Origin of the sequence: Winogradskyella epiphytica (assembly GCF_003217215.1) — a bacterium.
Taxonomy (GTDB): Bacteria; Bacteroidota; Bacteroidia; order Flavobacteriales; family Flavobacteriaceae; genus Winogradskyella; species Winogradskyella epiphytica.
Map to the genome: position 1 here is coordinate 187,609 of NZ_QJTD01000002.1, position 15,556 is coordinate 203,164.

Sequence of the window (15,556 nt, forward strand, 5' to 3'; positions counted from 1 at the left end):
ATTTAATGTCTTATAGATATGATGAAATCGCTAATACTATTAATGTAACAATTATAAGTATGATGAATAAAGGAAGTATAAACTTTAGCCATTTGCTAAAATTTATTCTTGCTACCGCTAAAGAGGCTAATATAAGCCCTGTAGGATTCAATAGTGCAAAAAGACCTAATCCATATTGGTAAGTGTTCACAACAATTTCACGGCCAACACCTACAGTATCTGCTAAAGGTGCCATAATTGGCATAGTCAAAACCGCCATACCTGACGAACTTGGGATAAAGAATGATAAACCAGAGTATATCATAGTTAATGCACCTGCAAAAATTCCTTTGTTCATCCCTGTTGTTAAATCTGAAGCATAATATAACAAAGTATCACTTAAAAGGCCTTCGGTCATCAGTACAGTAACGCCTCTAGCTATACCAATTATAAGAGCGACACCTAATAAGTCACCAGCGCCTTTAACGAAAGTATCTATAAAATCCATTTCACTAATTTGAACGATAATCCCAATAATAATCGCACCTATTAAAAACACCGTGGTCATTTCTACAAACCACCAATCTAAAATTGAAACGCCAATAATCATAAGGACAAAACAGCTAGTGAACACTAATAATGCTAATTTCAACCTCCAATTGAAATCAATATTTGAAGTGTCTTTAGTTGAAAACATCTTAGAAATTTCGTCGCGCTGATCGTAAATTAACGATTTACTAGGGTCGTTTTGAATGCGTTTAGCATAACGAATAATATAAAGAATGGTTATGGTTAAGCATAAAAAGAACATAAAAACACGACCAACTAAACCTGTTGTCCAACTAATACCAGCCGCATCACTTGCAATAATGGTAGAAAATGGGTTTATGGTTGAACACATGGTCCCTATTGAAGAACCAAGAAAAATACAAGCAATAGCAACTATGGCATCATATCTAGCCGCAATAAATACAGGAATTAGAATAGGGTAGAAGGCAATAGTTTCTTCTGCAAATCCAAACGTAGTTCCACCCAAAGCAACTAAAGTAGTTACCAAAACAATAAGAATGGCCTCTCTACCTTTTAATGCTTCGGCCAGTTGTGCAATAGCCGCATCGAAAGCTCCAGAACGATTTAAAACACCAATTAATCCACCAATAATTAATACAAGGAATATAATATCAGCAGCTTCAATAATTCCTTTAATTGGTGATTTTACAAAGTCGAAAAAACTTTGTGGTTTTGACTCTAATTGGTGGTATGTCGCTGGAATATTTATGGGTTTGTAAATATCTCCATTCGTAAATTTTTCAATTGGTATTTTAATATTTAATTCATCTAAAGATGCTTGTGATGCTGGTAATGTTGTTTCGATATCTAAACTCAAACGTGTAAATTTGTCTGTGGATGAATCGTAACTTAAGGTGTCGTATTTTCCTGCTGGAACAAACCATGTTAAAAGCGTAACCAGTCCTGCGATAATAAATAGAATAGTTTGTGCCGAAGGAAATTTTAGATTTTTCATTGCTATAAATTTGGCGGCAAAGGTAACATTAATTGATTTTAATTTAATTTAAAAATATGACTATAAAAATAGAGCATAGCTGGAAGACGTATCTTAATACTGAATTTGAAAAATCATACTTTCAAGATTTATTGAAAAATATAGCAGAGGAATATGAAAATCACACCTGTTTCCCCAAAAAAACTGACATATTTAATGCCTTTAATCACTGTGCTTTTGATGATGTAAAAGTCGTTATTATAGGGCAAGATCCTTATCATGGCGTGGGTCAAGCAAATGGTTTATGTTTTTCGGTAAATGACGGAATAGCTCACCCACCTTCTTTAATAAATATTTTTAAAGAGATGGAGACCGACCTAGGAATCCCATATCCAAAAAGTGGAAACTTAACACCTTGGGCAGACCAAGGCGTATTGCTGTTAAATGCAACCTTAACTGTTAGAGCACACGAAGCAGGTTCTCATCAAAAAAAAGGATGGGAACAATTCACTGATTCGGTAATAAAAACAATAAGTTCAGAAAAAGAGAATGTGATATTTATTCATTGGGGAGGCTATGCTAAAAAGAAAAGAAAGCTCATTGACACTTCTAAACATACTATTTTTGAAAGTGGACACCCATCTCCATTAAGTGCTAATAGAGGATATTGGTTTGGAAATAAACATTTCAGTAAGATTAACTCCCAGTTGGAGCAAGTTGGTGTTTCGGCAATTGATTGGAAATTACCTTAGGTTCTTCTTTCTTTAAAATTGGGACTGAAGCTTTAGTAGTATCAGTTTTAGAAGTTCGATTACAGCTAAATATTAACAACAGAAAATTAAGTGCAACTAATGCGGCTAATATGAATATAATATTTAGTATCATATTTTTCTGTTTGTGTATTTAATAAGTAGATTATAAGACTTGGTTAATGCAAATGTAATTAAATTTATGAAATACCTCAAAAATATGGACAAATAGTCCCGTAATTAATTCTAAATGAGCGAAAGTAATTTGATCTTATCTCAAATAAATTGATGATTTACTGTTTTTTCCAATATAAAGTTAGTCACTTAAAAACCCATATACTTAAGTCTAGTTAGACCTTGTAAATTAAATTTGAATAATTTACTTTTTTAGGTATAATATTCAAGTAATAAAGTTGGTTTTGGACATTCTGAATTGTCTTTTCATCCATCACATCTTGCGACCATTCAGTTAACGATAACCATTCGCGCACATCTTCCAATTCCTGTTCATAACGATTTGCTATTGTTTTATCAATACTTGGTATTGATTTAAAATCCGATGTTGTCTGATTAATGATATCTAAAATCGTTTTCAATTCGGCTTTATTATTATCTATGAATTCTTGTCGTACAGCAATCACAAAACACGGCCAAGGGGATGGGCAATTGCCAATTCGTCTAAAGGTGCCTTTATCAACTAAGGGTTTTGTCATAAATTTTTCCCACATAAAATAATCAGCTTTACCTTCTGTTAATCCTTCAACAGCTCCATCTAAGTTCTTTATAACCTCAAAGTGTAAGTCTTTATCAAGATCCCAATCATTATTCTTAGCATTAATATAGGCCATTAAATGTGAACCAGAGCCATATCTGCTAATCGCGGCTTTAGTTCCTTTAAGATCCTTAATGGACTTAAAATTAGAATGCGCTGCAACATGAATTCCCCAAATTAGAGGTGTCTCTACAAAGGTTTGAACGATTTTAGACGGGTTTCCCTCGATGATATCCTTTACAATGCCTTCTGTTAGAATAACGGCCATATCAATTTCACCAGAACGCAAGGCCTTAGACATAGCACCTGTACCACCATGGTAATCGTGCCATCTTAGATTAATGTTTTCGTCTTTAAATTCACCGTTTTTAAGCGCTAAATACCATCCAAGGTTAAAGTGTTCTGGTACTCCACCAATATTAACTTGTTTCATCTTAATTCCACAATAGTGGCTCTTTCTTTTATTATAATTCTAACTCCAAATATGAGTTTTTCTAAATATTCACAATACGGTCTAATGCATAAGTGATTAAGTTTTCAACCAATTTTTTTGGATCTTTACTAAAAGTTCCATTTGCTCTATTCGCAATAATCGCATTTAACGACACGGCTTCATGCCCCAATAGTTTTGAAAGTCCGTAGATTACAGAAGTTTCCATTTCAAAATTAGTAATCCTAAAATCTTTATAGCTAAAGTTATCCAACTTACGATTGAGATTAGCATCATGTAAAGCTAAGCGCAGGACACGGCCTTGAGGACCATAAAAACCACCAGCTGTGCCCGTCATTCCTTTATACATAGTGTCGCTTTCAAAGTACTTTTCTAAATATTTACTATTCTCAATAATAATAGGACGTGCCTTATTCTTATCCCAATTGGTATGCTTAATAAATTCATCTTCTATTTCAGGATTGGATATAGCATCAATTTGATAGAAGTGAAGCATACCATTAATATCTAAGGCATGAGAACTCAACACAAAACCATCTACAGGAATATCACTTTGTAAAGAACCTGATGTACCAACTCTAACAATATTTAAACTTGATAATTTTGGCTTTATTTCCCGTGTTTTTAAGTCAATATTAACTAAAGCATCAAGCTCGTTTAAAACAATGTCGATATTATCTGGACCAATACCTGTAGAAATTACGGTTAATCGCTTGTCTTTATAATATCCTGTTTGTGTCTTAAATTCACGTTTTTGAGTACTAAATTCGATACTATCAAAATGTTTAGTGATTTTTTCAACCCGATCTTGGTCTCCAACAAAAATGATGGTATCCGATATATTTTCTGGCTTTAAATTTAAGTGATAAACACTACCATCGGGATTTAATATAAGTTCTGAATCTTTAATTGGCATTAGGTACGGTTTTAATTAATTTATTTTGCTCTTCGCTAAATTGATAATCTAAACGTTTTACACCTCCATAATCCATATGATTATTAATTTCTGCAGCAAAATTATGTTGTTTTAATAAGGCCTCGTGTCCTTTTCTATTAAGTGATAATCCTTCTTCTGATATGTCGTAAAAAATGGATAGACTTTTTATCATTCGCGCTAATTGCATATCACTATACCCATAATATCCTTGGTAGTTTAAACAATAGCCCAACAAATGATTTTCAGATTTTACTTTATTTTCTTTAATAATTTTTAAGGCATTCGTTTCAAGTGCTCCAAGTCCACTTTTCTGATCTGGAAAACGCTTTAAATGCGCTTTCAAGCAACTGCCCATATATTTAAAATTCGACTTTGTGACTATATAAGGTTTTAAAATATTGTGATCCTTACCGCAATATGTTCTCCAAAGCATGATGGCTAAATCAATGTCTTCTTTAGTTAATAGAACTTTTTCTGAATAATGTGTTTTTAGTTGCTCTGGGCTTAATTCACTTAATGCTTTAAAGTTCTTTTCACCTTTTACACGTCCACTACAAATTAAATAAAGCGGCTTATCAATTTCTTTCTGATGTAATAAATTTATAACGCCTAACAAATTAATATGACAAAATAAATCATACTCAAACCATAAATTGATTTCCGAGTATTCATCAATATTATCTAGCATTGACAATTCAGTTCGAAATTCCTTATTATCAACTTCTATATCATAATAAGCTTTAAGAAACCGAACTCTTGTATAAAAAAACGCTTTAGAGTTAATATGTGCAATAGTGGGGCCTTCACATAACATTTCTTGCCAAGTAAAGATATCTTCCTTGAAATTTAATTCTCTTAAATAGTTAGTAAGATGACTACCATTAGTTATATGTAAACAGTTTTTAGCCATATAATTTAACCACCAACACGTTTAACATTAAATCCTTTGTCTTTTAAAATAGTCATGATTTTATCACGAAAATCACCTTGAATAATAATTTTATCATCTTTAAAACTTCCGCCAACACTAAGGGTTGTTTTTATATCCTTTGCTAATTTTTTAAAATCTTCGGAAGCCCCTGTATAACCTTCTAGAATCGTTATAGGTTTTCCTTTTCGTTTCTCGTACTTACAAAGTATCGGATCATCTTGTAACCAAATACTTTCGTTAGAAGATTCATTAGACTCTTCAGGTTCTGGTGTATGGTCTGGAAATAAGTTTTTTAATTGATCTTGTAAATCCATAGGTTTTGTTTAGAATCACAGTTGATGGGAATAGCTAATAATTTAGAATGGTAAATTAAAAGTTATCGGTCTACTAAAATCTATTTTTTAATCAGTCCTAATTCTACTAAACGTTCGTTTAAAAATTCGCCTGCGGTGATATCGTCAAACTGCTTAGGGTTATCTTCATCGATACAACTTTCTAATACATCTAATTTCATTTCACTGATAGGGTGCATAAAAAATGGAATAGAGTAGCGCGATGTTCCCCAAAGTTCCCTAGGTGGATTAATAACACGATGAATGGTTGATTTTAATTTGTTATTTGAATGTCTTGATAACATATCACCAACATTAATCATTAATTCATCAGGTTCTGCAATAGCATCTATCCATTCGCCATCGTGACGTTGAACTTGTAAGCCACGCCCTTGAGCCCCCATAAGTAATGTAATTAAATTAATGTCGCCATGTGCTGCAGCTCTTACTGCATTTTTAGGCTCCTCAGTGATTGGTGGATAATGAATTGGTCTTAAAATAGAATTACCATTATGAATATAATTATCGAAATAAGTTTCTTCTAAATTCAAATAAAGGGCCAAAGCACGCAAGACGTATTTTGCCGTTTTCTCTAGCATTTGATAGGTTTCTTTTCCTACTTTATTAAACGCAGGCAACTCTTTAACTTGAACATTTTCCGGGTATTCCTTTCGTCTCTCTTCATCATCTTCAACATATTGTCCAAAATGCCAAAACTCTTTTAAATCACCTTCCTTTTTACCTTTTGCACTTTCTTTTCCAAATGAAACATAACCACGTTGACCTCCAATCCCTGGAATTTCGTAACTTTTCTTTACATCTAATGGTAAATTAAAAAAATTCTTGACTTCGCTATATAATTTATCCACTAAGGCATCATCAAGAAAATGTCCTTTTAAAGCTACAAATCCTATCTCTTCATAAGCTCTCCCTATTTCATCAATAAATTTTTGCTTTCGTTTTGGATCTCCAGAAATGAAATCCTTTAAATCTACGCTAGGTATTTTATCCATTGTATTAGAATTTTTATTTTCGTCAATATACAAAGGTAACAATTATAGTGCTAAAAAATTAGGTTGAAATTATTGACAATTTAAACTCTATAATGGTTTATTCATGCAATTTTATATACATTTGGGTACTTACAGAAATCATATTCTATGCCTACTATTACAAAAAGCAATATAGCTTACGATAAAAGAAATTTAAGTGATAAAACTCTTTTAGAGCTTTATTATAATATGCTAAAACCTAGACTAATAGAAGAGAAGATGCTCATTTTATTACGTCAAGGTAAAATCTCAAAATGGTTCTCAGGAATAGGCCAAGAAGCTATTTCAGTTGGAGTAACTATGGCATTAAAACCTGACGAATACATCTTGCCAATGCACCGTAACCTTGGTGTGTTTACGACTAGAGAGATTCCGTTGCATCGTCTTTTTTGCCAATGGCAAGGAAAAGCGAGTGGATTTACTAAAGGTAGAGATCGTTCGTTTCACTTTGGAACTCAAGAATTCAATATTGTTGGAATGATTTCACATCTCGGACCACAATTAGGAGTTGCAGATGGTATAGCCTTAGCAAACCTTTTAAAAGAAAATAAAAATGTTACCGCAGTATTTTCTGGAGAAGGAGGTACTAGTGAAGGTGATTTTCACGAAGCTTTAAACGTAGCTTCTGTTTGGCAGCTGCCAGTTATATTCTGTATTGAAAATAACGGATATGGACTTTCTACACCAACTAGCGAGCAATATAATTGTAAGCACCTAGCAGATAGAGGTAAAGGTTATGGTATGGAATCATTTATTTTAGATGGAAATAATATTATCGAGACTTATACTAAGGTTCAGAAACTAGCTGAAAGTATCAGAAAGCGCCCTCGACCTATTTTAATTGAATTTAAAACGTTTAGACGTAGAGGACATGAAGAAGCGAGTGGAACAAAATATGTTCCTCAAGACTTGATGGATGAGTGGGAGGAAAAAGACCCTATAGACAACTTCAGAAGTTTTCTTTTAAGTAAAAAGGTTTTAAATATCGAAACAGATGAAGCTTATAAAGCTAAGATAAAGGTCGAAATTGATACTGCTTTAGAGTCAGCTTACGCAGAACAAGATATTGTTCCTAACGAAACAACTGAATTAAATGACGTTTACAAACCATTTGAATATACAGATTTCACACCTAATACAGAGACGAAAGAACTTCGTTTAATAGACGCTATCTCTGAAGGATTAAAGCAATCCATGGAGAAGCATAAAGATCTTGTTATAATGGGTCAAGACATTGCTGAGTATGGAGGTGTTTTTAAAATCACAGATGGCTTTGTTGAAGCGTTCGGAAAAGACAGAGTTAGGAATACTCCAATTTGTGAATCGGCAATTGTTGAAACAGCCATGGGACTATCTATTTCAGGAATTAAGTCTGTAGTTGAAATGCAATTTGCAGATTTTGTGACCTCAGGATTTAATCCTGTAGTGAACTATCTAGCGAAATCACATTATAGATGGGGACAAGAAGCAGATGTGGTTGTTCGTATGCCATGTGGAGCAGGAGTTGCTGCAGGCCCATTTCATTCACAAACCAATGAAGCTTGGTTTACGAAAACCCCAGGTTTAAAAGTCGTTTATCCAGCATTCCCATATGATGCTAAGGGACTTTTAGCTACAGCTATTAACGATCCAAACCCAGTGTTATATTTTGAGCACAAGGCATTATATAGAAGTATACGTCAGGAGGTTCCAACAAATTATTATACAATTCCTTTTGGTAAAGCGGCTCTTTTAAAAGAAGGAGACGCTGTAACAATAATCACTTATGGAGCTGGAGTACATTGGGCTTTAGAAACTTTAAATAACAATCAAGATATTTCAGCTGATTTAATCGATTTAAGAACACTTCAACCTTTAGACAAGGAAACTATTCTAAATTCTGTAAAGAAAACAGGACGAGCCATAATATTACAAGAAGATTCTATGTTTGGCGGAATAGCGAGTGATCTTTCTGCAATGTTAATGGAACAGTGTTTTGAATATTTGGATGCGCCTGTGAAACGCGTCGCTAGTATGGAAACACCAATACCATTCATTGGACAATTAGAAGAACAATACTTAGCCAAAGGAAAGTTTGAAGGTGCTTTAAAGGCCTTACTATCTTATTAAATAGAAATCTTTTAAATTCTTTATAATATTGAAATAGAAAAGCCAGCAAATGCTGGCTTTTTATATTTTAAATATTCTATAGGTTAAGCTTCAGATTGAATTTGCTTAGCGACAGCTTCAACTTCATCTAATACTCTTAGCAAATTGCCACTCCATAACTTCTCTATTTCTTCTTCGGTATAACCTCGTTTTACCAACTCTAAAGTCACATTAAACGTTTCTGAAGCGTCAGACCAACCTTCAATTCCACCTCCACCATCAAAGTCACTACTAATACCAACATGATTTAAGCCCAATTTTTCTACCAAGTAATCAATATGGTCTACAAAATCTGTAACAGCAACATCAGGTGGTAAATCCGTCATAGTTTTTGCTTTTTCCTTAACTATCTTTTTCATTGTTCTATACGTGTCAATATAAGAGTCACGCTCTTCGCCTTTAGGTAACTGACGTATTTCAGAAATACTCATCCATTTTGAGCCTAAAGAATCCATTACTGTCTTTTCGACATCTTTTAACGCTTCGGTTCTAGCTTCATTTTTTTCAGTATTTAAATACGATCTAAAGGCAACGGTTTGTACGACTCCGCCATTTTCTTTCATCCATTCCAATTGCTCATCGTCTAAATTTCGACTGTGATTACATAGTGCTCTTGCTGAAGAATGAGAAGCAATAATTGGTGCTTTAGATAATTCAATCATTTGTTTCATTGCTTCTTTTGATGGGTGCGACACATCTATCATCATTCCCAATCGGTTCATTTCAACAACCACTTGTTTTCCTAAGTCACTTAATCCATTATGAAGCCATACATCATCACTTTCGCCAGTATTACTGTCACAAAGCTGACTATGACCATTATGAGATAAAGACATATAACGTGCCCCGAGATTATAAAACTTTTCAACATTAGTAATATCTAATCCTACTGGGTAGCCATTTTCAATTCCGATCATCGCCACTTTTTTTCCTTTAGCTGCAATTTTTCTAACTTCTTCTGAAGTCACAGCTAACTCAATTTCTTCTGGAGCAATATCATCGACAAGTTTATGAATGGCATTAAATTTAGACATCGCATTTTCGTAAGCTTTCTTGTAACCAGTTTCATTTAACGAATCCTGCCCTGTATATACAATAAACCAAGCGACGTCTAATCCGCCAGCCTTCATTTTAGGTAAAGTTATCTGAGTATCTAAGTCTTGAGTGTAATTTATAGAGTCTGTGAAGTTAGCAACATTAATATCACAATGTGTGTCTAACGTGAGAACACGATCATGAATGGCTTTAGCCTTAGCTAAAAGTTGATCCTCTTCAGATGGCTTTTCTGATTTACAATTCAAAAAAAGGATTAGAAATAGTCCTAAATAGAGTAAAGATTTATAATGCATATTTATTATGTTTTTTTTAAAAATAGATAGAATAAAACTTCAAAACAAAAATTGTAAATTTTAGATTAAAGTTTTACTCTTTATCGGATAAAATTGAATTTTAGCGTCTGTTTCTTTTTTAGAAATAAAATAAAAAATGATTCTCTGTCATTAATTCTTATTTTTAAGAACTCAAAAACTAACTTTCAAATTATGAAACACTATTTACTCTTTACCTTTTTATTTTTTATGACCATATCTTTTGCTCAAGAGATACCAAAAGAAATACAACCTCCTAGCTGGAGCTTATCTGAACTTTCTGACGTGTTACCTCACAATCTTCCTCCATTTAATTTAAAAAAGCTTCAAGAGGAAGATAGAATTAACGATCAGGACAAATCAATTCCATGGCGTTTTGGTTACGAAATTTATGTGGATCACGATTTCAATGAGGTAGGCGAATGGACAACCTTAGACAATGGAGATCGTATTTGGCGAATGGCCTATACTTCCAAAAATGCGTATTCATTGAATTTTATGTTCGATGTTTTTAAAATTCCAGAAGGAGCAAAACTTTATGTTTATAATAACGAGCGGGATGATTTACTAAGACCTTTTACTCATCATAATAACAACCCTGAAGAAGTTTTGGGAACATGGTTAATTAAAGGAAATCATGCTTATATAGAATACTACCAACCAGCACATGTCGTAGGAGAAGCTAAACTAACTGTTGGCGCAGTGGTTCACGGTTACCGAACCGCAGACACTTACCAAAAAGCATTCGGTCAATCAGGATCTTGTAATCACGATGTAGATTGCGATATTACACCTGCCGTTGATCCTTATGGTATTAATGAAATAAAAGAAAATGTAAAAAAGTCAGCAGCTATGTTGGTTTCTGGGGGTGGATTTTGTTCAGGAACATTAGTTAATAACACTAATAATGACGGAACACCATATTTTATGACTGCAAATCACTGTGGCGGAGGAGAAGGGTCATGGGCCTTTAGATTCAATTGGAGAAGTGATAGTCCTTCTTGTGGAACGACAACCAACAGTGGAAATGGCTCATATAACCAAACGGTTAGTGGTGCGATTTTAAGAGCGAATAGCTCACAATCTGATATGGAATTAGTTGAAATTAACGATGCAAGCTTTTTTGCCAATAATCCAGATGTAGTGTGGGCAGGTTGGAATCGTTCAACCACTCAAGTTCCTAATATGAATTTCGGAATTCATCACCCTAGTGGAGATATTCAGAAAGTGAGTAGAGATGATGATGGTGCCTTTAGAACATCAACATCTTTTAATGGGAATAGCAATGCACAAATGTGGAGAGTCAATGACTGGGATTTAGGTGTTACAGAAGGAGGGTCTTCAGGTTCTGCCTTATATAATGAGACTGGCCACTTAATAGGCATGTTGTCTGGTGGAACCGCAAGTTGTAGTGGAACAACAGATAATGGTGGTTACGACATTTATGGTCGTTTTGATGTAGCTTGGGATTTTGGAAGCTCTACGTCATCACGTCTTAAAGAATGGTTAGATCCTTCTAACACGGGAATTGAAGTTTTGGATCAGTATCCACCAGTTCAAACTTATGATACTGATGCAAGAGTCACAGCAGGAGCTAACAATAATACAGAATTTTGTGGTGAAGATTTTACACCTGAAGTTACTTTGTTTAACGCTGGAGAATTAGCTTTAACATCAGCAACTATATCTTATAACTTAGATTCTGAAACAAGCACTACTGTGAATTGGACTGGTAATTTAGCAAGTGGTGAAAGTGTTGTTGTAGCTACACCAACTTATTCTGATTTAGATCCAGGAAGTCATTCATTTAATATAAACGTGACAAATCCTAATGGGATAACAGATGAAAATCCAACTAACGACACATTTGTTTTCAATTTTGCAATCACTGAAGCTTATTCTACGTCTACTGTTGTTTTTAATATTTTAACGGATTACTTTGGAAATGAAACTACTTGGGACCTTCGAAAGAGTGATGGATCAATCGTAATGAGTGGACCAATAATTCCTTATACTGAAGAAACTACATATCAAGAAACAATAACAATTCCAGATTTTGATGAATGTTATACTTTTACAATTTACGATTCAGAAGATGACGGGATTTGTTGTGGATTTTGGGGTAACGGTAATTACAATTTACAAGATGAAAATGGTAATGTAATTATTACAGGTGGCGAATTTGGAAGTAGTGAATCGGTGACATTCAGCGTGGTAAATCCAATGAGTATAGATAAATATGATTTAAGTCATCTCATTAAATTTCACCCTAATCCAGTGCGTGATAATTTAAGAATTGAATTGAACAATTTAGCTGAAGATGTGAACTATGAAATCTTTAACACATTAGGTCAACAAATCACGAATGGCCATCTAACATCAAATAGAACGCATACGGTTAATATGTCACAATTTGAAAGAGGAGTTTATTTTGTGAAATTATCTACAAGTAGTAATTCTTTTACAAAAAAAATAATAAAAGAATAATTTAAAATTCTATCATTATAAAAAGTCAGTTTCATTGATTATGAAGCTGACTTTTTTCATTTTAATAAATTTAGAAATTAGTGTTTCTCAACTCTAATATTGACAATATTGTTATTTGATTTTCACTATATTTAATATTATGAAAATCAAATTTCACATAATCTTATACTTTATAATCAGCTTTTATAGCTGTAAAACTACTGATGAAAACGATTGTACATTGAAAAAAATTCAGGTCACTGCAACGGCCTACAATTCATTAGCTTACCAAACTAATTCCAACCCCAACATCACTGCATTTGGAGATAGTTTAAAACCTGGATTAAGATATATTGCCGTATCTAGAGACTTAATTGATTCGGGTTTGGTTCATAATACAGAAGTGAAAATTCAAGGTTTTGACAGCTTGTTTATCGTCAAAGACAAAATGAATCGTCGTTGGCGAAATCGTATAGATATCTACATGGATAATGACATAAAAAAAGCTAAGAAGTGGGGCAAAAAGAAAATCTATATCGAGTATTGCATTCCTCTAAAAGATTCTATTCCTCAATCAAACGTTTTACCATAACTTCCGAAACTTTAAAAGGATACGCTTTTTGAACTATTCCTAATTCTTCCTTACTTAATTGGTCTGGCGTTTTGTTAAAAATGTGTTTGGCATAGCGCTCTCGTAAATCGTAATAAGCTTTTGTAATCTCATCTTGAACCGACACAAATAAATCATAACTTGTTAAAGCGTCATGGCTTAAAGAAATTACAGCTTCTTTGGGATGATCAGATGAGTTTTTAAATTGTTCACCGTCACAATAATCACATCTATTATTACCATTATTATCTAAAAATTTTTCAACTACTGTCTTTACATCTTTTAATTTAACCAATTGGTCTTCAATCATAATTTGTTGTTTTTCGTTCATAGAAATTCGCAACAAATTTCGTTCATGAATATCTTCAGTACAATTCCCAGTTTCACAAATGCTAGGTAATTTTCTTAAAATCCCTTTTTCAGCCGAAATAGTAGTACTTACTAAGAAAAAAATAAGTAATAAGAAGGCTATATCTGCCATTGACCCTGCATTAACGGTTTCTGAATGTCTTCTAAATTTTTTCATAATTCTTAAGATTTGATTAACAATGAATTGTGAATCACAATAACAGTACCATTGTTTTAAAATCTTGTGAGCAAATAATCTTTTAAACCCTTACAATATGCTATTTTTGCAAAATTAACCTAATGATAAAACTACTTTATGTCATCAGAAACTGATATCATACAACAAAAATCTACCGAAAAAAGTCTTTACGATTATCAAGTCAGAGACCTTAATCGCATTTTTGATGTCATGCGAGAAGAGGCTGATGATTTTAACCTTTTATATCAATTACCGACAGGAGGAGGGAAGACGGTTATTTTTTCTGAGATAGTAAGACGTTATATTGAACAGCATCAAAAGAAAGTTGTAATTCTTACACATAGAATTGAGCTTTGTAAGCAAACCTCTAATGTCTTATCAGGATTTAACGTTAAAAATAAAGTCATAAACAGTAAAGTAAAAACATTGCCTGATCAAGATGATTATCAATGTTTTGTGGCAATGGTTGAAACCTTGAATAATCGTTTGTCGGACAAGGATTTTGAACTTAAAAATGTAGGATTAGTTATTATTGATGAAGCCCATTATAACTCTTTTAGAAAGCTGTTTAAGTTTTTTGAAAAATGCTTTATACTTGGAGTTACCGCAACACCTTTAAGTAGCAATATTAAACTTCCTATGAAGGATAATTACAATAAACTTATTGTTGGCGATGATATTTCTACCTTAATTAAAAATGGGTTTTTAGCAAATGCCGATGTATTCCATTACGATGTAGGACTTACTTCTTTAAAAATTGGAATTAATGGTGATTATACCGTTAAATCGTCAGAAGCATTATACACCAATAGTTTAATGCAGTCTAAACTTTTAGCAGCTTACGAAGAAGTAGCTAAAGGAAAAAAAACGCTAATTTTTAATAACGGAATCTATACGTCCAAAGAAGTTTTTTACACCTTTGAGAAAGCTGGCTACAATGTGCGTCATTTAGATAATACCGCTGGCAAACAAGAACGAAAAGAAATTTTAAAGTGGTTTAAGAACACTCCAGATGCTGTTCTTTCTTCGGTTAGTATTCTCACTACTGGGTTTGATGAACCTTCAGTTGAAACTATTATTTTGAATAGAGCCACACGATCGTTGACCTTATATTTCCAAATGATTGGCCGTGGGAGTCGTATTTATAAAGACCGAACAACATTTCAAGTTATAGATTTAGGTAACAACATAGCACGTTTTGGACCTTGGAATCAGCCTGTAGATTGGAATCATATTTTTAAGCATCCCGATTATTATTTAGAAAATATTGTTGATGATGAATTGTTAGAGCGAGATTTCGTTTATACCATGCCAGATTCATTAAAGGTGAAATTCAAAAAGTCTTATAATTTAGATTTTGACGTGAAGGCCGAATACAAGGATGTTATCAATGCAGGGAAAAAATCATTTACCGTTATAGAGCGTTCAATTGAGCAGCACTCCCAATTATGTATTGAAAATAGTGAAGACGTTTATGAAGCTCGTGAATTGATCAAAGACCTTCAAGATGAAATAGCTTATAGAATTAAACAGTATTGTTACTGCATAATGAATAGTACGCAAAACTATAAGGATTGGCTTTTTGAAGAATATAATAGAAAGTTAAGAATTAGTTTCAACGGAAAGTTTTAACGTTTTTTTGCAGAGTTTTCTGCTATTATATGTTTATTTTGAAATGGGTATGATTATTGTATCATAATTTATCGAAAAT

Annotated in this window: 13 protein-coding genes; 5 read left to right on the forward strand and 8 right to left on the reverse strand. The window is 33.2% G+C overall.

The genetic code is table 11. From position 1 onward, the window contains the following. Positions 1-10: 10 nt before the first annotated feature. On the reverse strand, positions 11-1,504 hold the full coding sequence (locus DFQ11_RS06130) for a YfcC family protein (protein ID WP_110474992.1): 1,494 nt from the start codon (positions 1,502-1,504) through the stop codon (positions 11-13). Positions 1,505-1,560: 56 nt separating this feature from the next. Between DFQ11_RS06130 and DFQ11_RS06135 the strand changes: the two genes are divergently transcribed. Beyond that, positions 1,561-2,235 (forward strand): uracil-DNA glycosylase, encoded by a 675-nt coding sequence (locus DFQ11_RS06135; RefSeq protein ID WP_110474993.1) that lies wholly within the window; start codon positions 1,561-1,563, stop codon positions 2,233-2,235. Between the two features lie 347 nt (positions 2,236-2,582). On the opposite strand, the gene DFQ11_RS06140 is transcribed toward DFQ11_RS06135, so the two are convergent. The 5 genes from DFQ11_RS06140 to DFQ11_RS06160 all read right to left on the reverse strand — a co-directional run bounded on the left by DFQ11_RS06140 (position 2,583) and on the right by DFQ11_RS06160 (position 6,668). Then, positions 2,583-3,437, reverse strand: a complete 855-nt coding sequence (locus DFQ11_RS06140) for a substrate-binding domain-containing protein (protein ID WP_110474994.1) — start codon at positions 3,435-3,437, stop codon at positions 2,583-2,585. Positions 3,438-3,498: 61 nt separating this feature from the next. Further along, on the reverse strand, positions 3,499-4,371 hold the full coding sequence (locus DFQ11_RS06145; protein WP_110474995.1) for a nucleoside phosphorylase: 873 nt from the start codon (positions 4,369-4,371) through the stop codon (positions 3,499-3,501). Next, the gene (locus DFQ11_RS06150; RefSeq protein ID WP_110474996.1) at positions 4,361-5,302 is read right to left on the reverse strand and encodes a DUF1835 domain-containing protein; all 942 of its coding nucleotides are present in this window, start codon (positions 5,300-5,302) and stop codon (positions 4,361-4,363) included. The genes DFQ11_RS06145 and DFQ11_RS06150 overlap by 11 nt, the downstream gene beginning before the upstream one ends. 5 nt (positions 5,303-5,307) lie before the next feature. Continuing rightward, the gene (locus DFQ11_RS06155) at positions 5,308-5,637 is read right to left on the reverse strand and encodes a translation initiation factor (RefSeq protein ID WP_110474997.1); all 330 of its coding nucleotides are present in this window, start codon (positions 5,635-5,637) and stop codon (positions 5,308-5,310) included. Between the two features lie 80 nt (positions 5,638-5,717). Continuing rightward, a complete protein-coding gene (locus DFQ11_RS06160) occupies positions 5,718-6,668 on the reverse strand; it encodes an isopenicillin N synthase family dioxygenase (RefSeq protein WP_110474998.1) in 951 nt (316 codons plus the stop codon). A gap of 147 nt (positions 6,669-6,815) precedes the next feature. Here DFQ11_RS06160 and DFQ11_RS06165 point away from each other — a divergent pair, with 147 nt between their 5' ends. Next, positions 6,816-8,816: an alpha-ketoacid dehydrogenase subunit alpha/beta gene (locus tag DFQ11_RS06165; RefSeq protein ID WP_110474999.1), complete on the forward strand. Its 2,001-nt coding sequence runs from the start codon at positions 6,816-6,818 to the stop codon at positions 8,814-8,816. Between the two features lie 83 nt (positions 8,817-8,899). On the opposite strand, the gene DFQ11_RS06170 is transcribed toward DFQ11_RS06165, so the two are convergent. Further along, positions 8,900-10,204 (reverse strand): dipeptidase, encoded by a 1,305-nt coding sequence (locus tag DFQ11_RS06170; protein WP_110475000.1) that lies wholly within the window; start codon positions 10,202-10,204, stop codon positions 8,900-8,902. A 192-nt stretch (positions 10,205-10,396) separates the two neighbouring features. Here DFQ11_RS06170 and DFQ11_RS06175 point away from each other — a divergent pair, with 192 nt between their 5' ends. Beyond that, on the forward strand, positions 10,397-12,709 hold the full coding sequence (locus DFQ11_RS06175) for a T9SS type A sorting domain-containing protein (RefSeq protein ID WP_110475001.1): 2,313 nt from the start codon (positions 10,397-10,399) through the stop codon (positions 12,707-12,709). Between the two features lie 220 nt (positions 12,710-12,929). Continuing rightward, positions 12,930-13,280 (forward strand): 3D domain-containing protein, encoded by a 351-nt coding sequence (locus DFQ11_RS06180; RefSeq protein WP_308425341.1) that lies wholly within the window; start codon positions 12,930-12,932, stop codon positions 13,278-13,280. Here DFQ11_RS06180 and DFQ11_RS06185 read toward each other — a convergent pair. Next, a complete protein-coding gene (locus tag DFQ11_RS06185; RefSeq protein ID WP_110475002.1) occupies positions 13,252-13,824 on the reverse strand; it encodes an ExbD/TolR family protein in 573 nt (190 codons plus the stop codon). The genes DFQ11_RS06180 and DFQ11_RS06185 overlap by 29 nt on opposite strands. A gap of 138 nt (positions 13,825-13,962) precedes the next feature. On the opposite strand from DFQ11_RS06185, the gene DFQ11_RS06190 reads away from it, so the two are divergent. Next, positions 13,963-15,477, forward strand: a complete 1,515-nt coding sequence (locus tag DFQ11_RS06190; protein WP_110475003.1) for a DEAD/DEAH box helicase — start codon at positions 13,963-13,965, stop codon at positions 15,475-15,477. Positions 15,478-15,556 lie beyond the last annotated feature (79 nt).